Consider the following 22,566-nt stretch of genomic DNA (forward strand, 5'->3'; position numbering starts at 1 on the left):
TGATTGGAAAATGAAATTTGTTAGTTTTGAATGGAATGGCATTGAACAATATGGTGTGATTGATGAACAAACAAATGATATATTAAATCTTTCATCAGTTGTTGAAAATAAAGAAAATTTTAGTTTACCGCTTACCCTTATAGAGGGGATTAAACAAGGAGATTCTTTTGTTGCTGAAGTAGATAGGGCATTAAGAAAATTAGAGAAAGAAAAGGAAACTTTTTTAGTAAAAAGTGATTCTATTACTTGGCTTTCACCGATTCCACATCCTACGAAAAACATTATGTGTGTTGGAAAGAATTATCGAGATCATGCGATTGAAATGGGAAGTGAAGCAGATATTCCGGCACATGTGATGGTCTTTACGAAAGCTCCAACAGCTGTGACTGGTCATCTATCACCGATTGACGCACATTCAGAAATTACAAATGAACTTGACTATGAAGGGGAGCTAGCTGTTGTTATTGGTGTTGGAGGAAAAAATATTAAAAGGGAAAACGCACTCCAACATGTATTTGGCTATACCATCTTAAACGATATCACGGCAAGAGACCTTCAAGATCGCCATAAACAATTTTTTATTGGAAAAAGCTTAGATACGTCTTGCCCTATCGGACCATGGATTGTTCACCATTCGCAAATTAATAATGCCAATCAATTAAATATCACAACGAAGGTGAATAATGAAATCCGCCAAAATTCGAATACGAAACATTTTATCTTTCCAATAGAGGAGATTATATCAACACTTTCCAAAGGAATGACACTTGAGCCGGGGGATATTATTGCAACAGGAACTCCAGCTGGTGTCGGTAAAGGTTTCAAGCCGCCTATTTTCTTGAAAAAAGACGATGTGATTGAAATAAGTATTGAAGGGATTGGAACTTTGACAAATAAGGTACAATAAACCAGTATTTATTTCTTAACTGGTTTATATGTGATACGATAAGAAAAATATGATTATTTGAGGAGGACATAAACGTGTACACTACACATGCACATGTAACAACATGGGTGATTGGCATTATATTATTTATCATTGCTGCTGCCCTATATAAAAGTGGTAAAACAAAGGGCGCCAAAATTGTAAATATGATTTTACGGTTATTCTACATACTAATCATTATTACAGGTGGAATATTGTTCTTTAAATTCCAATCTGCTTATGGTCCAGCATTATATGGAATGAAATTGTTAGGCGGGCTATTAGTTATTGGTATGATGGAAATGGTCTTATCACGTATGAAAAAAGGAAAGAGTTCCGGTATTTTCTGGTTATTGTTTATTATCTTTTTCGCTATTGTTCTTTATTTAGGATTTGTCAAACTTCCAATGGGATTACACCCGTTTGGAAAATAGTAAATCATCTTAATATGATAAAAATAAAACGAGGAATCCCTCGTTTTTATTTTTGCATTTTATCTATAATTACTCTTTTTCCGGTACTTAAAGTAAATTCAAAACGATCTTCTTTTTTATCTTCATGATGAAAATGATGATGTACAGCAAGAACAACCTCTCCATTATCAAAAATAAGGATATTAACACCTTTTTTCTTATCATTTGAATCTAAAAAAGAAAGATGGTTATGACTAAATATGCAATCATAAACAGAAAACTCAAGTGAATTTAATGTATTTATGAAGTGGAAAAATATATCATCACTTAATTCATCAAGGAGCATTTCAAATGAGAACAAAATTTGCTTTCTAATCCTCAGTTTCATTTTATCTAAAAGAAAGATTGTTTCATTTCTATGTAGAATCCGACCATCCGGATGTAATTTACCTTTCATCCATTTATGATGATAATAAACCTCTATTTCTTGATTAACGTAGTGTTCCAACATGGTTGCTTCATCTGTTTCGTTATCAAAAAATACCCATTGATCATTGATATTTTCAATGTCTCCCTCTAAAAAGGCACGGGATTGGTGCTCTATTAATTGTAATCTCTGCAATTGATCCAACAAATTACCTCCATTCATCATCATCTAACATCGTTTTAGACAAACAGAAGGAATTTCATACATAATATATGTCATATAAATTTCAAACTTTTTTAGATATTTTCTTAGATTCATTTGAATCAGTTTGACGTGATAAACGAGAAAGGATAATCTTATTTCGTGAGGAATAATTAGGAGGACGAAAAATGTTGAAAAAAGTTTTGGCATTTTGTTTCATTTTCATTTTACTTTTTCAAACTGTTCCGGCGAATGCTGCTGAAAAAGTAAAACGAAACTGGCAAGATGAGACAATCTATTTTTTAATGGTTGATCGATATAATAATGGCGACTCGACAAATGATCGTAACGTAAAAGTTCTTGATCCAGTAGGCTTTCAAGGTGGAGATTTTAAAGGTATTATTGATAAATTAGATTTTATTAAAGATCAAGGTTTTACAACAGTAATGCTTACACCTATCTTTAAAAATGATGACAGGGGATATGATGGGTATCGGATTACTGACTTTTATAAAACGGATGACCACTTTGGCACCATCAATGAGTTTAAAAAATTAGTTAGTGAAGTACATAAGAAAAAGATGAAGATTATCATTGATTTTCCAACGAATCAAGTAAGTGCAAGTAGTTCTATAGTTAAGGATCCAAAGAAGAAGAATTGGTTCTCCGGGAAAACAAATGATCAATTAGTTTCATTTGATCATACAAATTCGGAAGTAAATCAATATCTCATTGATGCGGCGAAATGGTGGGTTACCAAAACGGATATTGATGGGTATTTACTAAGCAATGCAAATCAATCGCCGACACAATTTTGGAAGCAATTTTCTAGTAGTGTGAAATCAGTTAAAAAAGATTTCTATTTATTAGGTGAAGTCAATTCTAAAGACAGTAAATTAGTGAAGCAATACCAAGAGGCTGGGATTGATGGGACGTTGGATTTTCGGTTAAATCAGCCTTTACGTGATTCATTTGCAACTATTAATCAATCACTTAAAAAAGTACTTTCCATTGAAGCTGACAATAGAAAAGAATTTGATCAACCTTCCTTAATGGGCGCTTTTTTCGATAACCATAATATGAAAAGATATACGAGAGATATGGTGATAAACAAACAATTTCCGGGTACTAGATGGAAATTAGCATTAACATATTTATATACTCAGCCTGAAATTCCGATTGTTTATTACGGAACTGAAATAGCTGAGGATAGTGGCGGAGTACCCGAAAATCGTAAAATGATGAATTTCAGGACAGAAAAAGAATTGATTGATTATATTACGATGATTGGTGAAATTCGTCAGCAACAACCGGCATTGACAAAGGGATCAATGGAAATTCTCTATGAAAAAAATGGGATGGTCGTTTTCAAACGACAATATAAGGATCAAATCAATCTTATCGGTATAAATAATACAGACAAAACGCAAGTGATTAAGTTATCTAAAGATCAATTGCAGAATGATAAAGAGGAATTACGAGGATTAATTAGCGGCGGTGTCGTCCGAGCAGAAAATGGAACGTTTAAGCTAGCCTTCGAAAGAGAAACTTCCGAAATCTATAATGTTGTTGAGAAAACAGGCATAAACTTTATGTTTATCGCAATTTTAGTTCTTATTTGGATCGTATTTTTTGCCTTTTTATTTATCGCTTGGAAGCGTGGAAAACAGAAAAAAATACAATAAAACCTGCCTTGTGGCAGGTTTTTTGATGTTTACCCATTGACAATCGTTCCGCCGTTAACATGTAAAATTTGACCGGATACATAGCTTGAATCCTCGGACGCTAAATAAACATAGGTAGGCGCAAGTTCATAAGGTTGACCTGGCCGTGATAACGGAACGTTGGAACCGAATGTTTCTACTTCATCTTCTGTGAATGTGGAAGGAATGAGCGGTGTCCAAATAGGACCTGGCGCCACTCCATTTACCCGAATTCCTTTACTCGCTAATGAGAGAGCTAATGATCTTGTAAAAGAAACAATGGCCCCTTTTGTTGCAGAATAATCGATCAATGTTTTATGACCTTTATATGCTGTTACGGAAGCTGTATTAATAATGGAGCTCCCTTTTTTTAAATAAGGAAGAGATGCTTGTACCATATAAAAGTATGAAAAAATATTAGTCTGAAATGTTTTCAATAGCTGACTGGACGTTATATTTAAAATGGTCTGCTGCGGATGCTGCTCCCCGGCATTATTAACTAAAATATCGATGTGACCAAAATGATCAATCACTTGCTTCACTGTGGATTGACAATGTTTTTCTTCACCCACATCACCGGGAATAAGTAAGCATTTTCTATTTTCTTTTTCAATTAATTCTTTTGTTGCTGATGCATCCTCATTTTCGTTTAAGTAACAAATGGCGACATCAGCGCCTTCTTTAGCAAAATAAATAGCAATCGCTTTTCCTATGCCGCTATCACCACCGGTAATAATGGCAACTTTACCTTGAAGTTTCCCGCTTCCTTTATATGAGGGATCAATTGATTTAGGAAGTGGATTCATTTCTGATTCAATTCCTGGCTGCTGATTTTGATGTTGTTTTGGCATCGTTTTTTTTGGTTGATTATTCATCAAATCACTCCTTCATTTGCTAAAATAGGATAGAAAGGGGGGAGTGCAAATGGATATTTCTATCCGTGAAATAAATAGAGAAGACGCTGAAGCTCTTCTTCATCACACTCAATTAGTGTTTACCCAATCTTCGTTCTTATTAACAACTCCGGAGGAATTTGTATTAAACGTAGAGAAGCAACGGGAATGGATCATCCAACAATCAACCTTAGGAAATCTATTATTGGGTTGTGAAGTGAATGGTAAAATCGTGGGTTTTTTAAATGCTTCTCGTTCGCAACGGAAACGAGTAAGTCATAATTGTATGTTTGGCATTAGCATTCAAAAAGATTATTGGAATATGGGAATTGGAAGAAAAATGCTGAATTATATGATTGAATGGGCTGAAAATCATCCAATGATCGAAAAAGTATCTTTAGAAGTATTTTCCCATAACGAAAGAGCGATTTATTTATATAAATCATTAGACTTTTCTGAGGAGGGGAGAAAGAAAAGACATATCAAATTTGAGGATGGCACGTATGTTGATGAAATACTAATGTCTAGGTTTGTAAAATAGGCCACCTAGCTTAAAGATTGGGAGGAAAAAAGTATATTTCCTCCTTGTTGTCTTTGGAAACTTAGACCGTTATTTACGCTACAGGAGTAAATGATGCGACAATAAGTAATTATTTTTTATTTTTTAATTCTAAAAGTATAGGTACTATATTTAGTAAGATAGAAACAATTGTCAAAAACCATAATGCCTTTTCCATAGTAGGTACAACATCCAATAAAGCTGACCAATCTTCACCTTTTACCCAATTAGATACAAGGCTATGTTCTGCACAGAGTGTCAATACTGTAAATGATAATCCCATTGCCATCGCAAGTTTATAATCTTTTCCTGTTTTATACATATAAAGATTTATAAAAGTTGCTACTATGGCAATAAGTCCTAATATTAACCACAAAATTATTTCCCCCATTATATTTTTATTTAAGATGAACATTTTTCTAAAAATATATTTTAAAAGGTCAGTTATCCTATTTTGATGGCTTGTTTGCTGAATAAGCCATTTACTTATAATCTATTTTAGTACAAAATTTTATAACCTAAATAAGTAAGTCGCGATTTTAGGGCTGTTGAACGAGTAGTTAGGATCAGTACTTCCCAATTACGGGTATGATAATTTGTACCTACACTTGAGAGCTATGACGACCAAGTTCCCATTTGAATTCCGATCTTGGGCTGCATTCTCTCGCTATGACGACCAAATTCCCATTTGAATACTAATCTTGGGCTGCATTCTCCCGTTATGACGACCAAGTCCCTTTATGAATACTAATCTTGGGCTGCATTCTCTCGCTATGACGACCAAGTTCCCATTTGAATACTAATCTTGGGCTGCATTCTCCCGTTATGACGACCAAGTTCCCTTTTGAATTCTAATCTTGGGAGGCATTCTCCCGTTATGACGACCAAGTCCCTTTTTGAATACTAATCTTGGGCTGCATTCTCCCGTTATGACGACCAAGTCCCATTTGAATTCCGATCTTGGGAGGCATTCTCTCGCTATGACAACTAGTTCCCTTTGGTCATCGGATCTTGGGAAATAGTCAAAGCGGCTAATTATTTCAATAAAACACCACCAGACATCTAAATTGATCTAGTGGTGTTTACTATTATTATATTTGTTCCTAAAATGTAATTTTTCACTTATATCCGGAACGGAGTCTTAAACCATCAGGAATTGTGTCCACATTTGGTATGTTTTTTAATGTTATCTTCCCACGTTCCGAACCCGTTAGTTGAATTACCCATTCTTTTATCTCATCTATAATTTACAAATTGAACATCAATCGGAAAGTCTGCTTCACGGATAGCTGCAATTATTTTTTGTAGATCGTCTCGGCTTTTTCCGGTTACACGAATTTGATCATCTTGAATTTGGCTTTTTACTTTTACGCCGCTATCTTTAATGATGGCGTTAATCTTTTTTGCGTTATCCTTATCAATGCCTTGAATAAGTTTCGCACGTTGGCGTACAGTACCTCCTGAAGCCTTTTCTATTTTGCTATAGTCAAGATTTTTAACGGGTACGCCTCGCTTAATTAATTTACTAAAGAGAACATCCTTTAATTGATTCATTTTAAATTCATCATCTGAAACGAGCACCAATTCCTCTTTATCCAGACTGATTTCACTTTTGCTGCCTTTAAAATCATAACGAGTTTGAATTTCCTTCGTTGCCAAATTAATTGCATTGGTCACTTCAGAGAAATCAACATTTGATACAATATCAAACGAACTATCTTTTGCCATGAATATCCTCCCAATTACGTAAAGTTTAATTAGAAAATATCAAATTATAAGTGGAAAGTCCAACCATTCATTTGTTCGCCAGTAATTTCACTCTAAAGAAATACGCTTGGTCATATTTTTTTACTTTTTTCTCTATTTCAGCGTTTGAGTTATAGTGAGAAATATCTTGTGCTTCTATTCTTCCATCCTTCGATTCGATGATCATTCCGACTGTTATTGGTTTCCCTACTTGTAATTGTTTGCTTTCCTGTATAGCGACCGATAACGCTCCCCTATTTTGTTTAGAAACAGGTACTTCAAAGTCCATTTTTGTATATCCACTATCATCAATTACAGAGATAAAAAAGTCCTCTGACTTTTTTCCTTCATCAGGATTTGTTGCTTTATGAAAGATGATTTTATATTTTTTGTTTTTATCTTTTTTTCTCCATTCGGTATCAGTTGTACCTTTTGATAAGGACTCAATTTTTTTTCCTTTTTCATAATGATCCACCCAATATTCCAAATATGACGATCTTTGGGCTAATTGAACATCAAAAATAAATTGTTTTTCTATCCCAACCGCCTTTAGCAAGCTTGATTCTGATTTTGTTAATTTTGCAGGTTTTATTGTGTTTTTCTTTGCGGTTTCCACTTGATTTGAGCAGCTCGCTAACAAGCATAAACAAATGATTAATAGTTAAATATTTATATGTATAATTATATTACGATTGGTAGGCATTGGAAAAAGAAAAAACAAGGCGAGATATGCCTTGTTTTTTCTATAAATGATCCGTTTTCTTCGAGTATTGATTTTTCCCTGCTTGGCGATTTTTTTCTCTTTGCATGTTTTTTTCATGTCTTAGTGCATTATTGTCTTTTGCTTTTTTATCATTATCAGATGTATGTGGCATTAACGTCATTCTCCTTTCAAAGTATAGCTTTTCCTTTTGAAAGAAGAATATGAACGCTATTTTTTTGCGTTTAAGAAGAAGAGAGCAAGTGTCCCTGGTCCCGCGTGGGAGCCAACAGCAGCACCGATAATATTAATATAAAAATCTTTTGTACCAAAGCGTTCTTGAATCAATGATTTTAATTCAAGTGCCGATTGCTCATCATCACCATGGCTAATCCCAATTAGTTGATTTTCTAAATCAATCCCTCTTTCTTCCATTACGTCAAGCATTCTTTTAAGAAGTTTTTTCTTTCCACGATGTTTTTCAATTGGTATTAGTTTCCCGTCGTCTACGTGCAGAAGGGGTTTAATATTCAATAGCCCGCCTAAGAAGGCAGATGCTTTCGAAAGACGACCGCCTTTAGCTAGGAAGTCAAGATCATCAACAGTAAATAAATGCTCCATATGCTGAGATCGGAACTGGATATCCTCGATAATTTCTTCTTTAGATGCTCCGGACTTTACTAAATCAGCAGCAGCTTTCACAACAAGACCAAATCCGACGGAAGCGCATTTCGTATCGATGATTGTTAAATCTAATTCGGGATATTCTTCTTTTACCTGTTCCTGAACCATTACGGCCGTTTGGTATGTTCCTGATAATGCGGATGAAAAAGCTATATAAATTCCTGATTCATTTGATTTTGCCAGTTCAGTAAATAATTTATGAAAATCCTCCGGAGTTGGCTGAGATGTTTTTGGCATTTTACCTGCTTTAATTTCTTGAAATACTTGTGTAGGATCAATTGTTTTCAAATCTTCATATTCTGTGCCATCTATGTATACGCGTAGAGGAATTAAAGCAACTTGGTTTTCTTCAAAAAAGGATAGTGGCATATCGCTTGCACTATCAGCAAATAGTTTTACAGTCATTTGTTTCACCCCTTAATGAAAAGATAATTTCACATTCAGTTTACCATTTTCGGGGAAAATCACAATCATTTCAGTATGAACTTTAGAGAATTGGGTAAATCAATAATGAGAAGGAGGCCGCTTATGAAAATCGATTCGCTTTCGGAGCATATTAAAAAACTTGTTATCGTATTTATTGGGGCTATTTTAAATGCCTTTGCAATGAATTATTTTTTAAAACCAGCGAATGTTTATGCAAGTGGATTTACAGGAATTGCTCAATTATTATCGAAAATTATCACTCAATTTACTCCATTAAACGTATCAACTGGATTACTATTGTTCCTATTAAATATTCCAGTCGCTATTTTAGGGTGGAGAAAGATCGGTAAAATGTTTACATTATACAGTTTTATATCAGTTATATTTATGTCTCTCTTACTAGAAATCATCCCAATTCAGAAATCATCTAACGATATTTTGCTTTATTCCATTTTTGGAGGGGTTATTTCCGCTGCCGGGGTCGGAATTACTTTAAAGTTCGGTGCATCTACTGGAGGCCTAGATATTATTGCAATGGTTTTATCACGAATGAAGGATAAACCGGTCGGAAATTACTTTTTTATCCTCAATGCAGGAATTATCATAACAGCAGGTGCTGTATATGGATGGGATAAAGCATTGTACACGCTTTTATCATTATATGCATCAACGAGGGTAATTGATGCCATTCACACACGGTTTCAGAAGCTTACTGCTATGATTGTTACAAAAAAACCGGACGAACTGAAAAAAGCCATACATGGGAAATTGGTTCGAGGAATTACGATGATTCCAGTAAAAGGGGCATTCTCAAATGAAGAACGGCAAATGCTGATGATTGTTATTACGAGATATGAGCTGTATGATTTAGAACACATTATCAAAGACGTTGACCCACAAGCCTTTACAAATATTGTTCAAACAACTGCAATTTTTGGTTTCTTTCGAAAGGATTAAGAAGTAAACTATGGAGGAAGGAAAGTTACAATTGAAAAAGTTAATTGTGTTTTTCTCAATACTTATTACCTGCTTGATACCTTTACAAGCAAAGGCTGAAAGGGATGGTTTATCAATGATATCGTGGAATGTCCATCTAACACCTAAGCCGAATCAACTAGACATTGAATTTATAGTAAGCAACAATGGGGATAGTGATGTCACATTGGAGTTTCCAACTAGTCAGTATTATGATTATTCTATTTATGATGCTAGTAATAAAGAGGTTTTTCGATTTAGTAAAGGACGGTATTTTTTGCAAGCGTTTCAATATGTCAACATCCCAAAAGGAACGAAAAAAGTCTGGAAAAGCAGCTGGGATTATACAGTACAAGGTAAAAAGCTAGAAGATGGACTGTTTATGTTAAAAGCGACTTTACTTCCAACCAAAATTAATGGTGAACGTCCGACGAAAAAATTTGTGGCAACTTCGGAATTTTCAATCCCATTATTTAAAGATTTTACTATTGAAAAATTGGAAAATGGTGTGCTCGTAACAGGAAAGACATTTCATTCATTGACAGGATATTCATACTCTGTTGATGATGGCCATAATGAATTAATAAAGAAAACATCTTTAAATACAAAGAACGGGGAATTTTCTTTGGAGCTTCCTCTTCAAACTAATTCGTATATTCTTACCATTTATAATGAAGAGGGAAAACCGGTTTATGTTGGAAGTTTTTAAGTAAAAATAGCTGCCATAAAGGCAGCTATTTCAATTGATTTAATTCATTTTGAAGCTCTTGTAATTGTCGTTGTTCAGCAAAAGTAGAATTTGCACGAGCGGATGATAAAGCGTTTTTAGCTTTCGCAATCATCTCATGCTGACCGCTGCCGGTAGCATCCTTCGCTAGTTCTACCATTTGTCTCGCTTGTTGAAACAATCTATTCGCCATTATTCTATTCCTCCTAATGAGGATTCTTTCATATATTCAACCTGGCGTTCTTCGGCTTCAGCTAACGTGGAGCGATATGGAAAGCGCTCAGCGTGTTTAGATACCGCGTCTTTTCCTTGTTGAACAAAGCGTTTAGACTTGTTTCTTTTACCCAAACGAAACACCGCCTTTTAAATTTTCTTTAATGAACGGAAAGTGGCCCCGTTCGTTAATTAGTATGGAACACTTTAAATGAATTACAACGAGAAAAAAATGGGATTTCAAATATTTCTAACGTTCTCCAGCTACGGCGCCTAGCCCCTCGAAGGTTATTTGCTTGTCGGAGTTGATCAAGGCGCTTTCGCTTTTCTTATTTTAGCCTAAAAAAGTCCTCCAAAAAGACAGATACCCCGTCATCCATATTAGAAAAAGTAATTTCATTTGCAATGTCTTTTAACTGTTTAATGCCATTTCCCATTGCTACTCCAATGCCGGCGTATTCAATCATTTCTAAATCATTATCCTCATCACCGAAAGCAATGATATTCTTCTGTTCAATATTATAATGCTTAGCCACACGTTGAATACCGACCGCTTTATTCAATCCTGATTTGACAATTTCAATAATATGCCATGGGGCTCCCCAACGACGGTGATCAATAACCTCGGCATGAACCTCACTTAAATGTTCACGAATATAAGGGACGTCTTTTTCTTCTGCATGAATTAACATTGATGTTGGGTTATCGGTCAAAAACTCGCCAAGATTACCAGTAGTAATTTTCGGATTCCCCATATTAAATACATCGAGAAGTTTTTCATCATGATAATGGAGATAAACATTATCCAAAACTTCAGCGACAATATTATGTATACGATATTGATTACATGATTCAACTATTTCCTTTGCTGTATTTAATGACATTGGGCTATGATACAAACCCCAGTTTGCATCCTTTGGATGATGAACGAAAGCACCATTAAAGTTTACAATAGGTGTATTTAATCCTAATTCATGATAATATTTAACACTAGAACGGAAAGGTCTTCCTGTTGATATCATCACGATATGCCCTTCCTGTTGAAGTTTTTTTATTGTTTTTAACGTTCTTTCAGAAATTATTTTATCATCAGTTAAAAGAGTTCCATCCAAATCTAATGCGATTAAATATTGATTGGTCATAATTGTCTCCTTTATTATGTAATATTGAAAAATTAACTGTTTACTACAATATACTAAATTATCCAATCAATTAGAAGGATAACATCCTAGAAGGAGAGAGAAAAGTGATAATAGTAGATCATCCGGTAATTGATTCAGTTCCCGTCTTACACGTAGTGAAAGAGGAGTTAAAAGAAAGAAAACTTCCGTTTATCATTTTTGTACATGGATTTGAATCAGCTAAAGAACATAATTTACATTATGCCTATCTATTAGCGGAAAAAGGATTTCGAGTGGTTTTACCTGAAAGTTTATATCATGGTGAAAGGTCTGCAGAACTTAATCAGCATGACTTAATGTTTCGTTTCTGGGAAGTGATCATTCAGACAATTCATGAACTAAATATACTGAAAAATCATTATGTACATATTGGACTTGCAGACGAAGATAAAATCGGTGTAGTCGGTACCTCAATGGGCGGAATTGTCACATTAGGTGCATTAACACAGTACGACTGGATAAAAGCTGCAGTAAGCTTAATGGGAAGTCCTTATTATGTAGAATTTGCAAAAGGACAAGTTCAGCATTTTCAGGAATTAGGTGTACATATTCCATTTACAGAAGATGAGCTTAATGAACAATATGAAGCATTAATTCCCTACGATTTAAGTAAACATATAGAAAAGCTTCAAAATCGTCCCTTAATGTTTTGGCATGGTAAAAAAGATCAAACAGTTCCATATGATCCAACTTTTCATTTTTATAATAAAATTAAAGAAAGATACAACAAGCACCCGGAAAAACTGCTATTTCTAACGGATGAAAAATCAGGACATAAAGTTTCCCGTGAGGGCTTGCTCAAAACCGTTGAATGGTTTGATACTTGGTTGTCTTAGGTCTGTTGTTTTAACTATTTAGATTTTTTTGTTATGATATTAGGAAAAGCGCAAGCGCCTTGATCAGCGCTGGAGCTAGACATTAAAAAAAGGAGTGAATCAAATGGATGAGGAATTAAAAGAAAGTATTCTTGGAGCACTAGAACAAGTTATTGATCCGGAATTAGGGATTGATATCGTTAATTTAGGGCTTGTTTACGATATAGAAATGGATGAAGAAGGCAAAGTAACAGTTACGATGACTTTAACTGCAATGGGTTGTCCGTTAGCAGGCATCATTGTTGATCAAGTTCAATTAGCCCTTAAAGACTTGCCGGAAGTAAAAGAAACGGAAGTAAATATTGTTTGGAATCCGCCATGGTCTAAAGACCGGATGTCACGCTATGCGAAAATTGCATTAGGAATAACTGACTAATCCTTTTTCTATTATTTTCCTCGTTATAAACAATATTAATTACACAAAATAATATTGTGATTGATTAAATAAGGGGGAAAACAAATGGGACAAAGTCATCGTTTTCGATCTGGAGATAAAGCACCAAATAATGGGATATATATTGAAGTTGGGGAAACGGGGAGCAATGTCAAAAACCCGAAACAAATAAAATTAAAAGCCGGCGATCCTTTCCCTGAATCATCGAATGATGATCGTCAATGGACGTATAAAAGAAAACCATAAACCATCCATTCGGATGGTTTTTTCCTTCATAATTGTGGAACTGTATAATATAGCTGTTATACTCATTTTAAAGAGGTGAGATTATTGGATATTCAAAAGTTTACCTATACTGTTCAGGAAGCACTTGCTGCAGCTCAACAATTATGTGTGGAATACGAACACCCTGAAATAGATATTATCCATGTATGGTCGGCATTATTAGATAAGCCGGACAGCTTATTAACGAGTGTTTATAATCGTTTAGGAATTTCAACAGAAGAATTAAGACAGCTGTTTAAACAACTTTTATCAAAAAAACCTCAAGTTACTGGAAGTACTCAAAATTTTTACATATCTGCACAGCTAACTACATTATTTAATGATGCAGAAAAGGAATCGAAACAATTTGAGGATGAGTATGTTTCAGTAGAACATCTTATTCTTGCATTAATGAAACAGCCTTCCAATGAAATCGTACAATATTTAAGCAAACGAAAGATAACAAAAGACGCGTTAAAAAAGGAAATAATGAATATAAGGGGGAATCAACGAGTGACATCACAAAACCCTGAATCTACATATGAAACGTTAAAAAAATATGGCCGTGATTTAGTTTCAGCGGTTAAGGAAGGAAAAATTGATCCTGTTATTGGACGAGATAGTGAAATCCGTAATGTAATTCGAATATTATCGAGAAAAACAAAAAACAATCCTGTTTTAATAGGGGAACCCGGAGTTGGTAAAACAGCGATTGCTGAAGGATTGGCTCAGAGGATCGTTAGAAAAGATGTCCCCGAAGGACTAAAAGATAAAACGATCTTTGCTTTAGATATGGGGTCACTTATTGCAGGAGCTAAATTTCGCGGTGAGTTTGAAGAAAGACTGAAAGCAGTATTGCAAGAAATTAAGAAAAGTAACGGTCAAATCCTATTATTTATCGATGAACTTCATACGATTGTAGGTGCTGGAAAAACGGAAGGGGCAATGGATGCCGGAAATATGCTAAAACCAATGTTAGCAAGAGGTGAGCTCCATTGTATCGGTGCGACAACACTTGACGAATATCGGAAATATATTGAAAAAGATCCAGCATTGGAACGAAGATTTCAACAAGTATTAGTGGAAGAACCAAATGTTGAAGATACCGTTTCCATTTTACGTGGATTAAAAGAACGATTTGAAGTGCATCATGGTGTTAAAATTCATGACCGTGCACTTGTTGCAGCTGCAACTTTATCGAATCGTTATATTACTGATCGGTTTTTACCAGATAAGGCGATTGATTTAGTGGATGAAGCATGTGCCACAATCAGAATCGAAATTGATTCGATGCCAAGTGAATTAGATGAAGTCACTAGACGCGTCATGCAGCTTGAAATTGAGGAAGCGGCTTTAACTAAGGAATCTGATGAAGCGAGCAAAGAGCGTTTAGCCATTTTGCAAAAGGATTTAGCTGATTTAAAGGAAAAAGCGAATGAAATGAAAGCAAAATGGCAATTAGAGAAAAAAGAGCTTCAAAGTATTCAAGAAAAGAGAGAGCAGTTAGAAAAACTAAGAAGGCAACTTGAGGATGCCGAAAATAATTACGATTTAAATAAAGCAGCAGAATTAAGGCATGGAAAAATCCCTGCTTTAGAAAAAGAATTAACAAGTTTAGAAGCATCCATGTCAAACGAAGATGATAATAAATTGCTCCGGGAAGAAGTTACGGAAGAAGAAATCGCAGAAATTGTTGGACGTTGGACTGGAATCCCTGTAACAAGGCTAGTTGAGGGCGAACGGGAAAAATTATTACGATTGGAACAAATTTTACATGAACGGGTAATTGGGCAGGATGAAGCTGTTAGTCTTGTCAGTGATGCTGTCATAAGAGCAAGGGCAGGTATTAAAGATCCAAATCGTCCCATTGGCTCTTTTATCTTCTTAGGTCCTACAGGTGTCGGCAAAACGGAACTTGCCAAAGCGTTAGCGAAAAGTTTATTCGATAGTGAAGAACAAATGATTCGACTGGATATGTCCGAATATATGGAGAAACATACAGTATCAAGGCTTATTGGAGCACCTCCAGGATATGTTGGTTATGAAGAAGGCGGTCAATTAACTGAAGCTGTTAGGCGTAAACCGTATTCCGTTATTTTATTGGATGAAATTGAAAAAGCACATCCGGAAGTTTTTAATGTCCTTCTTCAAATACTCGATGATGGGCGTGTGACAGATTCTCAAGGTCGAATGGTTGATTTTAAAAATACCGTCATCATAATGACATCAAATCTCGGTTCTTCCTTTTTATTGGAAAGGGATAACTTGGGAGAGGAAATTACGGAAGAAACGAAAGAGAAAGTATTAAGTCATTTACGGGCATCATTTAGACCGGAATTTTTAAACCGTGTCGATGACATTGTTATTTTTAAACCATTAACAATTGGCAATATAAAAGGGATCGTCTCAAAACTAATTCATGAATTACAATCGCGTTTAAGTGGACAACATATTCAATTGGATATAACGGAAGAAGCTAAAGAATGGATCGCGAAATCAGCATATGACCCTATTTATGGTGCCCGTCCGTTAAAACGGTATATTCAACATCATATTGAAACGGAATTGGCCCGAGAAATCATTCGTGGGAATATACATCCACAAACCAAAATTATGATTGATGTTGAAAATAATATGTTAAAAATAAGAAAATAAAAACCTCGCTAAGGCGAGGTTTTTATTTTCTTATTTTTAATGAGTTTCAACAGATGGTTTCGGAATTATTGCAGCAAGAACAGCAATAAGTACAGTAGCAATTACACCAATGATTGAAATGGTTTGTATACTATATTCTGTATTCGTCATTGAGCTTGCAACATATCCTAAAACTTGTACAAGGATAAATGTCCAAAATAAAGTGGCTATTAATTTCATTCAATTCACCTCATTTAAATAAACTATGTATTTTAACAGTATATACTAATAAATATCCCAATTTATATTAACATAGCTTGATTAAATTATAAATGGATTTCACAAAAATTCTACAAAGATTAATTTATCAATAATCTAGGCATTTTCCCTGTCTAAAGATACTTGGCATGCATACATTATAATGACCAAATCCGTATTTCTGAATACATGTCCAAAACGGAAAAAACAGTAGAAATAATTATACAAGGAGTTTTCTAAAATGTTGAGAACACTTCTGTTCGATCAACAATGGTGTATGCTTCATTATCCCGAACAACCAAATGGTTTGCCATCTTTATCATCGGAGATCAGCAGCATTATGTTAATGAAGAATCCAGTTTTTGGATCGATAATATTGGACGCAAACAAATGATAGAAAGATTAACACAAGCGGGATATTTTGTCTATTACTCTAATTTATTTGAAAAAAACTGGGGAAATCAACAATCTGTTGAACATTCATATAATCTATATCAACTAATTATGAGAAAAGAAATATTAAATCAAAAAATTCATATATTGGCAGAGGGAATGGGAACACTTACGGCGGCACAGTTAATTCCACTCATGGAGGATAACATCCGTTCAATTGTTTTATTTGCCCCATGCATTTCATTAGAAAAACATATTGAACAAGAACAAACAAGAAAGTTTTACTACAAAAAATTAATGAAAGAAATAAAGGCCGCCTTTAATGAAGAAAGTGTTCATATAAACACAGAAAAGCCAATCGAGGAAATGAAGGAATCTTTATTCATTATTCAAGTAATTGACCAAAATCGTTATAAAGATCAACTTGAATTGATTCATCAACTGTTGCTTAAACGGAAGGAAAAAAAGCTGCCCGTCGAAATTCATTATATTCTGCTTGAAAATCGTCAATACATTACAGAAAAAATCATACGGTTTTTAAAAGAAAATGAAAAAGTTTTATAGTACTATGAGGAGGTATTGATATGGATCAAGCAATTGTTTTTGCTGCCCAGCAATTTCTTGGTTTTGAGATTTGTAAAGAATTATTGAATCAAGGTTATGAAGTGATGGCAATTGAGCATGAACAAATGGTAAATGATTACAGTAATGAAAAATGGCTTGAAATTGGAAGAAATGCAAACGTTACTTATCAACCTCTCAATACTAACATTGACTTAAACGATCAATCCTATATTTGGTTTATACCTTTATACGATTTATTTACCGTAAAAAATGAGAAACTAATAATGGATTGGACCATTAACTTGCAAAAGCTTTATGAAGAATCAAAATCTTCTATTGAGAGGATTATTTTCATAAATCCAGTGAAATGGTCCTCAAATGAACGAAAAGCTAATGAACATTTTTATAAGAAATTGAAAAATGAAGTAATTAATAGTGAAGAAACTCCAGTCATTGAATTTCAATTGCCAACTATTTTTGGTCCATGGCAGCCCAATTGTTTTTTATTTCAGCAAATCATTTCAGAATCTGAATTGAATAGCTATTTTGATGATCTAATGGATGCGATTTATGTTGAGGATGCTGTCCATTCAATTCTTGAAAATATGGATGATAAGTTTTGTGGTAAAACCGTTTATTTGCAAAGTGAGACAGGGGATAACTGGAGGAAATGTGTTCTTTATCTCAACCCCTCTTATCCATTACCAGAGCGAAGTGAATCAATGAACCGTTACAATGTAGAAATTCTTAAAGTAAAAGAATCAATATCATTTAAGGAAGGTATTGATAAACAAATCGCTTGCTATTCTCGAAAAAAACAATAAATCTTTTCATATTTTTAGCATACAAGTAAAATAAGAAAGAATTTATTTGTATGTTTTTGTGCTGCTTGAAAAAGGAGTTGCTTATTATTTGAAGAAAAAAGTAGTATTATTCGTTCTCGTTATGCTTCTGGCCAGTTGCTCGAATCCTATTGAAAAGGGTAAAATAAAAAAGGTTGGACTGCTCGTTCCCGAAACGATAAATGATCAAGTTTGGGGTACAAAAGGGTATAAAGGGATATTAAATATTCAAAATGACTTCAATGTAGATGTATATTATCGGGAAGGCATTGAAAGTGATTACGCGATTAAACAAGCCGTCCAGGAATTAAGTCAAAAGGGAGTGAACTTAATTTTTGGTCATGGTGCTGAATATGCAAATACCTTTAATGAAATTGCAAATAAGTATCCGAACATTCATTTTGTTAGTTTTAACGGGGAAGCCAAAAAAAAGAATACAACAAGCATTAAATTTGAAGGACATGCGATGGGCTTTTTCGGCGGGATGACCGCAGCACATATGAGTTCCAAAAAAAAGATTGGAATTATTGGAACACATAGTTGGCAACCGGAAATAAAAGGGTTTGTTAACGGTGCGAAATTTGAAGATCCTCAAACAAAGGTGAAAATCATTTACACAGACAATTGGGATGATGGTCAAAAAGCATTAGCTCTACTCGATCAATTAATCGCTGAAGGTGTAGATGTTGTTTATCCTGCGGGAGATGGATTTAATATACCCGTCATTGAAAGGTTAAAGGAAAAAGGGCTTTATGCAATAGGCTATGTTTCGGACCAAGCTGAATTAGGGAAAAATACCGTCTTAACGAGTACTGTGCAACAAGTAAGTAAACTGTACGATATTGTTGCAAAAAAATATGCCGAAGGTGAACTTCCATCCGGAAATCTTTCATTTGACTTTCAAGATGGTGTTATTGTTATGGGGAAATTTAGTCCACTAGTTGATAAAAAATTTCAAAACAAAATTCGTGACAATGTTCAAAAATACAAAAAAACAGGAAAATTACCTAGTTAGAAAAAGTGGAGGATGTAATAATGGATCAAGACAAATCAATGGAATTCATGCAAATAGCGATGAAATACTTACCAGAGGCAAAAGAGAAATTGGATCAAGCTGGTGTTGAAATTTCTTTTGAATTACTACAACCATTCATGGAGCTCTTTACTAAAGTAATGAATGAAGCCTATGAATTAGGGAAAAAGGACGCATTAAGTAAATAGATTACGTGAAAAGAGGCTTTCATTTGCGAAGGCCTCTTTCTCATCCATTCCTATTCTTTTGAATTCTGAATAAACTTGCTAATTAAGGGGGAAACTTTTTGAAACATCGGTTTTAATTCACCGAGGGATGTCATTAAATTATCAACATGCGTCATCATTTCATCTAAATTGATGTTTTTAAGATTTGGATGATTTAATATACTGCTTAACATATCATTTTCGTTCGCAGTTTCATTGGAACGTTCTGTTTGTTGAACTGGTCGATCAAATAAAGGGCGTCTGTTCCCGGGTCCACCACCACCAAAAAACATTCGATCAAATGGATGAAGACTTTCTTCTTCTTTTTTCTCTTCTTCAATCTTTTCAATATTATCTTCCACTTCAGGGGTAATTTCTTCACTCATTTTCACATACACCTCCTTTTTAAAGTCTCTTTTAAAATTCTCATCGATATAAAATATGCAAATAATTATTTTGGGGATAGATGAATATCATGCTTTCTCCAAAACAGATAAGTGACAAAAATAAAATTAACTGCTATAATTAGGAGCAGGTCATAAGATTAACTATAAATAATATTTTTGCCTTTAAAAAGGAGATGCACGTGATGAACGCAGGAATAATTGGAGTTGGGAAGTTCAGTCCTGAAAAGGTTTTAACAAATTTTGATTTAGAAAAAATGATGGATACATCGGATGAATGGATTCGTACACGTACTGGTATTGAGGAACGTCGAATAGCAGATAAAGACATGGATACATCTGACATGGCGTATGAAGCGGCATTAAAAGCAATAGAAGATGCAGACATAAAGCCGGAAGAGATTGATTTAATCCTTGTTGCGACAGTTACACCTGACCAGCCATTTCCATCTGTTGCTTGCATGCTTCAAGATCGTTTAGGAGCGAAAAAAGCAGCTGCAATGGATGTCAGTGCAGCCTGCGCCGGATTCATGTATGGAGTAATTACTGCAAAACAATTTATTGAAACGAATGCATATAAATATGTTCTCATTATAGGTGTTGAAAAATTATCAAAAATTACGAATTGGGAAGATCGTAATACGGCTGTTCTTTTTGGTGACGGAGCAGGCGCAGCTATTATGGGGCCGGTTTCTGAAGGAAGAGGAGTTCTAGCTTTCGAACTAGGTGCTGATGGTTCTGGTGGAAAATATTTGTACGAAGACGAAAACAAACATATCATTATGAATGGGCGAGAAGTCTTTAAATTTGCTGTTAGGCAAATGGGCGAATCATGTGTCAATGTAATTGAAAAGGCAGGCTTAACGAAGGAGGACGTAAACTTCCTTATTCCTCATCAAGCAAATATTAGAATTATGGAAGCATCTAGACAACGTTTAGACTTACCAATTGAAAAAATGTCTAAGACGGTCCATAAATACGGGAATACATCATCAGCCTCCATTCCAATGGCACTTGTTGAAGAATATGAAGCAGGTAAAATCAAAGATGATGATGTCATCGTTCTAGTCGGTTTTGGCGGCGGGCTTACATGGGGTGCCATCGCATTAAAATGGGGCCGGTAGGTGTTACTGGAAATTTCGATAAGTAAAGGGTATTATGTAAAAAGGATATAATAAATAGAAAATCTTCTTGATTTGGAAGGAGATCCGAAAATGGAAAACAAACGTGTAGTTGTTACTGGTATTGGAGCAGTATCTCCTGTTGGAAATGATGCAAAAACTACTTGGGAAAATATCATTGCAGGTAAATCTGGTATTGGCCCATTAACAAGAGTGAATGCGGATGACTATCCAGCAAAAGTAGCAGCGGAAGTTAAAGATTTTGATATTGAGCAGTTTATTGAGAGAAAAGAAGCAAGAAAGATGGATCGATTTACGCATTATGCAATTGCTGCATCGATGATGGCTGTAAAAGATGCTCATTTAACTATAAATGAAGAAAACGCAAATCGAGTGGGTGTTTGGATTGGCTCTGGTATTGGTGGAATGGAAACATTTGAAAACCAATTTGAAACATTCCAAAAACGTGGTTATCGTCGTGTAAGTCCATTTTTTGTCCCGATGATGATCCCTGATATGGCTGCGGGCCAAGTATCAATTTTTCTTGGAGCAAAAGGAATAAATTCATGTACGGTAACGGCTTGTGCCACTGGAACAAACTCTATAGGTGATGCGTTTAAAGTTATTCAACGCGGTGATGCGGACGTCATGATTACAGGTGGTGCCGAGGCTCCAATCACTCGTATGTCTGTTGCAGGATTCTGTGCAAATACAGCTTTATCTACAAATCCTGATGCTCAAACAGCTAGTCGCCCATTTGATTTAAATCGTGATGGATTTGTCATTGGCGAAGGTGCAGGTATCGTTATTTTAGAAGAATTAGACCATGCTCTTTCTAGAGGAGCAACGATTTATGCAGAAATCGTAGGGTATGGTGCAACAGGTGATGCCCATCATATTACAGCACCCGCACCGGGTGGCGAAGGCGGTGTCCGTGCGATGCAGGCGGCACTTAATGATGGCAATATTAAACCTGAGGAACTTGATTATATTAATGCTCACGGTACAAGCACGGAATACAATGATAAATATGAAACGATGGCAATTAAAGAAGTATTTGGTGAACATGCCTACAAACTAGCTGTAAGCTCAACGAAATCAATGACAGGCCATTTACTCGGTGCTGCCGGTGGAGTAGAGGCTATCCTGACGGTTCTTGCAATTAAAGAAGGAATTATTCCGCCGACAATTAATTTAGTTACACCAGACCCAGAATGCGATCTTGATTACGTTTCCGACGGAGCACGCAAACAAGATGTTAACGTTGCTCTAAGTAACTCTTTAGGTTTTGGCGGTCATAACGCAACAATTGTCTTTAGAAAATATGAATAAAGGTTTGATAAAGGACAGGGATAATTCTCTGTCCTTTCTTTATATTTTAGTAATTTAGGACTGTACAAAGAATGAGCAGGGTGCACTTTTAGGTTAATAAATCAGTATAAGGTAGAATAAGAATAAGAGCGGTTCGATGGAGAAGGAAGTCATGTGGCTATGGGTCCGGAAAGAGGTGAAGCGGTTCGATGGAGAAGGAAGTCATGTGGCTATGGGTCCGGAAAGAAGAAAAGCAGTCCGATGGAAAAGGAACACGTGTGTCTATGGGTCTGGAAAGAAGAAAAGCGGTCCGATGGAAAAGGAACACGTGAGGCTATGGGGCTGGAAAGAAGAAAAGCGGTCCGATGGAGAAGGAACACGTATGGCTATGGGTCCGGTAAGAGGAGTAGCGGTCCGATGGGCAGGAAGAATGGGCAGTAATGGGAACGCCTAATTAGATGAACTGTCAAATTACTACCACACCTTCTCAAAAA

The 22,566-nt window shown here is 35.2% G+C and carries 29 protein-coding genes; 17 read left to right on the top strand and 12 right to left on the bottom strand.

Annotation, left to right across the window (positions count from 1 at the left end):
- Positions 1 to 10: 10 nt before the first annotated feature.
- Both MKY81_RS11480 and MKY81_RS11485 read left to right on the top strand, forming a co-directional pair.
- Complete coding sequence (locus tag MKY81_RS11480; protein WP_341117847.1) at positions 11 to 907, top strand: fumarylacetoacetate hydrolase family protein; 897 nt, start codon at positions 11 to 13, stop codon at positions 905 to 907.
- 74 nt (positions 908 to 981) lie between these two features.
- Positions 982 to 1,359: a YisL family protein gene (locus MKY81_RS11485; RefSeq protein ID WP_108071815.1), complete on the top strand. Its 378-nt coding sequence runs from the start codon at positions 982 to 984 to the stop codon at positions 1,357 to 1,359.
- 46 nt (positions 1,360 to 1,405) lie between these two features.
- On the opposite strand, the gene MKY81_RS11490 is transcribed toward MKY81_RS11485, so the two are convergent.
- Positions 1,406 to 1,969 (bottom strand): DUF2777 family protein, encoded by a 564-nt coding sequence (locus MKY81_RS11490; RefSeq protein WP_108071814.1) that lies wholly within the window; start codon positions 1,967 to 1,969, stop codon positions 1,406 to 1,408.
- A 185-nt stretch (positions 1,970 to 2,154) separates the two neighbouring features.
- Between MKY81_RS11490 and MKY81_RS11495 the strand changes: the two genes are divergently transcribed.
- Complete coding sequence (locus MKY81_RS11495; protein ID WP_108071812.1) at positions 2,155 to 3,651, top strand: alpha-amylase family glycosyl hydrolase; 1,497 nt, start codon at positions 2,155 to 2,157, stop codon at positions 3,649 to 3,651.
- A 29-nt stretch (positions 3,652 to 3,680) separates the two neighbouring features.
- Here MKY81_RS11495 and MKY81_RS11500 read toward each other — a convergent pair whose 3' ends face one another.
- Positions 3,681 to 4,544, bottom strand: coding sequence for an SDR family oxidoreductase (locus MKY81_RS11500; RefSeq protein ID WP_066234062.1), 864 nt, complete (start codon positions 4,542 to 4,544; stop codon positions 3,681 to 3,683).
- Between the two features lie 49 nt (positions 4,545 to 4,593).
- Here MKY81_RS11500 and MKY81_RS11505 point away from each other — a divergent pair, with 49 nt between their 5' ends.
- The gene (locus MKY81_RS11505; RefSeq protein ID WP_066234065.1) at positions 4,594 to 5,103 is read left to right on the top strand and encodes a GNAT family N-acetyltransferase; all 510 of its coding nucleotides are present in this window, start codon (positions 4,594 to 4,596) and stop codon (positions 5,101 to 5,103) included.
- A 109-nt stretch (positions 5,104 to 5,212) separates the two neighbouring features.
- Here the strand turns inward: MKY81_RS11505 and MKY81_RS11510 are convergent, their stop codons facing one another.
- The 5 genes from MKY81_RS11510 to MKY81_RS11530 form a co-directional block, all read right to left on the bottom strand.
- On the bottom strand, positions 5,213 to 5,497 hold the full coding sequence (locus tag MKY81_RS11510; protein WP_066234068.1) for a hypothetical protein: 285 nt from the start codon (positions 5,495 to 5,497) through the stop codon (positions 5,213 to 5,215).
- An 860-nt stretch (positions 5,498 to 6,357) separates the two neighbouring features.
- On the bottom strand, positions 6,358 to 6,849 hold the full coding sequence (locus tag MKY81_RS11515) for a YajQ family cyclic di-GMP-binding protein (RefSeq protein WP_066234072.1): 492 nt from the start codon (positions 6,847 to 6,849) through the stop codon (positions 6,358 to 6,360).
- A 67-nt stretch (positions 6,850 to 6,916) separates the two neighbouring features.
- Positions 6,917 to 7,483: a hypothetical protein gene (locus MKY81_RS11520; RefSeq protein WP_108071806.1), complete on the bottom strand. Its 567-nt coding sequence runs from the start codon at positions 7,481 to 7,483 to the stop codon at positions 6,917 to 6,919.
- 127 nt (positions 7,484 to 7,610) lie between these two features.
- The gene (locus MKY81_RS11525; RefSeq protein WP_084347787.1) at positions 7,611 to 7,742 is read right to left on the bottom strand and encodes a DUF3941 domain-containing protein; all 132 of its coding nucleotides are present in this window, start codon (positions 7,740 to 7,742) and stop codon (positions 7,611 to 7,613) included.
- A 56-nt stretch (positions 7,743 to 7,798) separates the two neighbouring features.
- Entirely contained in the window at positions 7,799 to 8,656 is an 858-nt protein-coding gene (locus tag MKY81_RS11530) for a DegV family protein (protein ID WP_341117848.1), read from the bottom strand.
- Positions 8,657 to 8,779: 123 nt separating this feature from the next.
- On the opposite strand from MKY81_RS11530, the gene MKY81_RS11535 reads away from it, so the two are divergent.
- Positions 8,780 to 9,634, top strand: coding sequence for a YitT family protein (locus MKY81_RS11535; RefSeq protein WP_341117849.1), 855 nt, complete (start codon positions 8,780 to 8,782; stop codon positions 9,632 to 9,634).
- Between the two features lie 115 nt (positions 9,635 to 9,749).
- Entirely contained in the window at positions 9,750 to 10,361 is a 612-nt protein-coding gene (locus MKY81_RS11540) for a BsuPI-related putative proteinase inhibitor (protein ID WP_341117851.1), read from the top strand.
- A 25-nt stretch (positions 10,362 to 10,386) separates the two neighbouring features.
- On the opposite strand, the gene MKY81_RS11545 is transcribed toward MKY81_RS11540, so the two are convergent.
- The 3 genes from MKY81_RS11545 to MKY81_RS11555 all read right to left on the bottom strand — a co-directional run bounded on the left by MKY81_RS11545 (position 10,387) and on the right by MKY81_RS11555 (position 11,734).
- Positions 10,387 to 10,572, bottom strand: a complete 186-nt coding sequence (locus MKY81_RS11545; protein WP_108071798.1) for a DUF3813 domain-containing protein — start codon at positions 10,570 to 10,572, stop codon at positions 10,387 to 10,389.
- Positions 10,572 to 10,727 carry a hypothetical protein gene (locus MKY81_RS11550; protein ID WP_165797763.1) on the bottom strand — a complete coding sequence of 52 codons (156 nt, stop codon included), beginning with the start codon at positions 10,725 to 10,727 and terminating at the stop codon, positions 10,572 to 10,574. Before MKY81_RS11550 ends, MKY81_RS11545 begins: the two co-directional genes overlap by 1 nt.
- Positions 10,728 to 10,921: 194 nt before the next feature.
- The gene (locus MKY81_RS11555) at positions 10,922 to 11,734 is read right to left on the bottom strand and encodes a Cof-type HAD-IIB family hydrolase (RefSeq protein ID WP_066234093.1); all 813 of its coding nucleotides are present in this window, start codon (positions 11,732 to 11,734) and stop codon (positions 10,922 to 10,924) included.
- 104 nt (positions 11,735 to 11,838) lie between these two features.
- Between MKY81_RS11555 and MKY81_RS11560 the strand changes: the two genes are divergently transcribed.
- The 4 genes from MKY81_RS11560 (at position 11,839) to clpB (ending at position 15,961) form a co-directional block, all read left to right on the top strand.
- Positions 11,839 to 12,609: an alpha/beta fold hydrolase gene (locus MKY81_RS11560; protein WP_066234096.1), complete on the top strand. Its 771-nt coding sequence runs from the start codon at positions 11,839 to 11,841 to the stop codon at positions 12,607 to 12,609.
- A 103-nt stretch (positions 12,610 to 12,712) separates the two neighbouring features.
- Positions 12,713 to 13,024 carry a metal-sulfur cluster assembly factor gene (locus tag MKY81_RS11565; protein ID WP_066234099.1) on the top strand — a complete coding sequence of 104 codons (312 nt, stop codon included), beginning with the start codon at positions 12,713 to 12,715 and terminating at the stop codon, positions 13,022 to 13,024.
- An 84-nt stretch (positions 13,025 to 13,108) separates the two neighbouring features.
- Positions 13,109 to 13,288: a YjzC family protein gene (locus MKY81_RS11570; RefSeq protein WP_066234102.1), complete on the top strand. Its 180-nt coding sequence runs from the start codon at positions 13,109 to 13,111 to the stop codon at positions 13,286 to 13,288.
- A gap of 84 nt (positions 13,289 to 13,372) precedes the next feature.
- On the top strand, positions 13,373 to 15,961 hold the full coding sequence (gene clpB / locus MKY81_RS11575; RefSeq protein WP_341117853.1) for an ATP-dependent chaperone ClpB: 2,589 nt from the start codon (positions 13,373 to 13,375) through the stop codon (positions 15,959 to 15,961).
- 36 nt (positions 15,962 to 15,997) lie between these two features.
- On the opposite strand, the gene MKY81_RS11580 is transcribed toward clpB, so the two are convergent.
- On the bottom strand, positions 15,998 to 16,180 hold the full coding sequence (locus MKY81_RS11580; RefSeq protein ID WP_108071793.1) for a YjzD family protein: 183 nt from the start codon (positions 16,178 to 16,180) through the stop codon (positions 15,998 to 16,000).
- 288 nt (positions 16,181 to 16,468) lie between these two features.
- Here MKY81_RS11580 and MKY81_RS11585 point away from each other — a divergent pair, with 288 nt between their 5' ends.
- The 4 genes from MKY81_RS11585 (at position 16,469) to MKY81_RS11600 (ending at position 19,218) form a co-directional block, all read left to right on the top strand.
- Positions 16,469 to 17,155 carry a hydrolase gene (locus MKY81_RS11585; protein WP_341117854.1) on the top strand — a complete coding sequence of 229 codons (687 nt, stop codon included), beginning with the start codon at positions 16,469 to 16,471 and terminating at the stop codon, positions 17,153 to 17,155.
- 20 nt (positions 17,156 to 17,175) lie between these two features.
- The gene (locus MKY81_RS11590; protein ID WP_341117855.1) at positions 17,176 to 17,979 is read left to right on the top strand and encodes a hypothetical protein; all 804 of its coding nucleotides are present in this window, start codon (positions 17,176 to 17,178) and stop codon (positions 17,977 to 17,979) included.
- A gap of 121 nt (positions 17,980 to 18,100) precedes the next feature.
- Positions 18,101 to 19,012, top strand: coding sequence for a BMP family ABC transporter substrate-binding protein (locus tag MKY81_RS11595; protein WP_341118776.1), 912 nt, complete (start codon positions 18,101 to 18,103; stop codon positions 19,010 to 19,012).
- 20 nt (positions 19,013 to 19,032) lie between these two features.
- Entirely contained in the window at positions 19,033 to 19,218 is a 186-nt protein-coding gene (locus MKY81_RS11600) for a ComZ family protein (RefSeq protein WP_066234119.1), read from the top strand.
- Between the two features lie 50 nt (positions 19,219 to 19,268).
- On the opposite strand, the gene MKY81_RS11605 is transcribed toward MKY81_RS11600, so the two are convergent.
- Positions 19,269 to 19,622, bottom strand: a complete 354-nt coding sequence (locus MKY81_RS11605) for a hypothetical protein (protein ID WP_066234125.1) — start codon at positions 19,620 to 19,622, stop codon at positions 19,269 to 19,271.
- 203 nt (positions 19,623 to 19,825) lie between these two features.
- Between MKY81_RS11605 and MKY81_RS11610 the strand changes: the two genes are divergently transcribed.
- The 3 genes from MKY81_RS11610 (at position 19,826) to MKY81_RS11620 (ending at position 22,526) form a co-directional block, all read left to right on the top strand.
- Positions 19,826 to 20,764 carry a beta-ketoacyl-ACP synthase III gene (locus tag MKY81_RS11610; protein ID WP_066234129.1) on the top strand — a complete coding sequence of 313 codons (939 nt, stop codon included), beginning with the start codon at positions 19,826 to 19,828 and terminating at the stop codon, positions 20,762 to 20,764.
- A gap of 90 nt (positions 20,765 to 20,854) precedes the next feature.
- Complete coding sequence (gene fabF, locus MKY81_RS11615) at positions 20,855 to 22,093, top strand: beta-ketoacyl-ACP synthase II (protein ID WP_066234132.1); 1,239 nt, start codon at positions 20,855 to 20,857, stop codon at positions 22,091 to 22,093.
- Between the two features lie 151 nt (positions 22,094 to 22,244).
- Positions 22,245 to 22,526, top strand: a complete 282-nt coding sequence (locus MKY81_RS11620) for a hypothetical protein (RefSeq protein WP_341117860.1) — start codon at positions 22,245 to 22,247, stop codon at positions 22,524 to 22,526.
- Positions 22,527 to 22,566 lie beyond the last annotated feature (40 nt).

It is taken from the genome of Heyndrickxia sp. FSL W8-0423 (assembly GCF_038009395.1).
Lineage (GTDB): Bacteria > Bacillota > Bacilli > Bacillales > Bacillaceae_C > Heyndrickxia > Heyndrickxia sporothermodurans.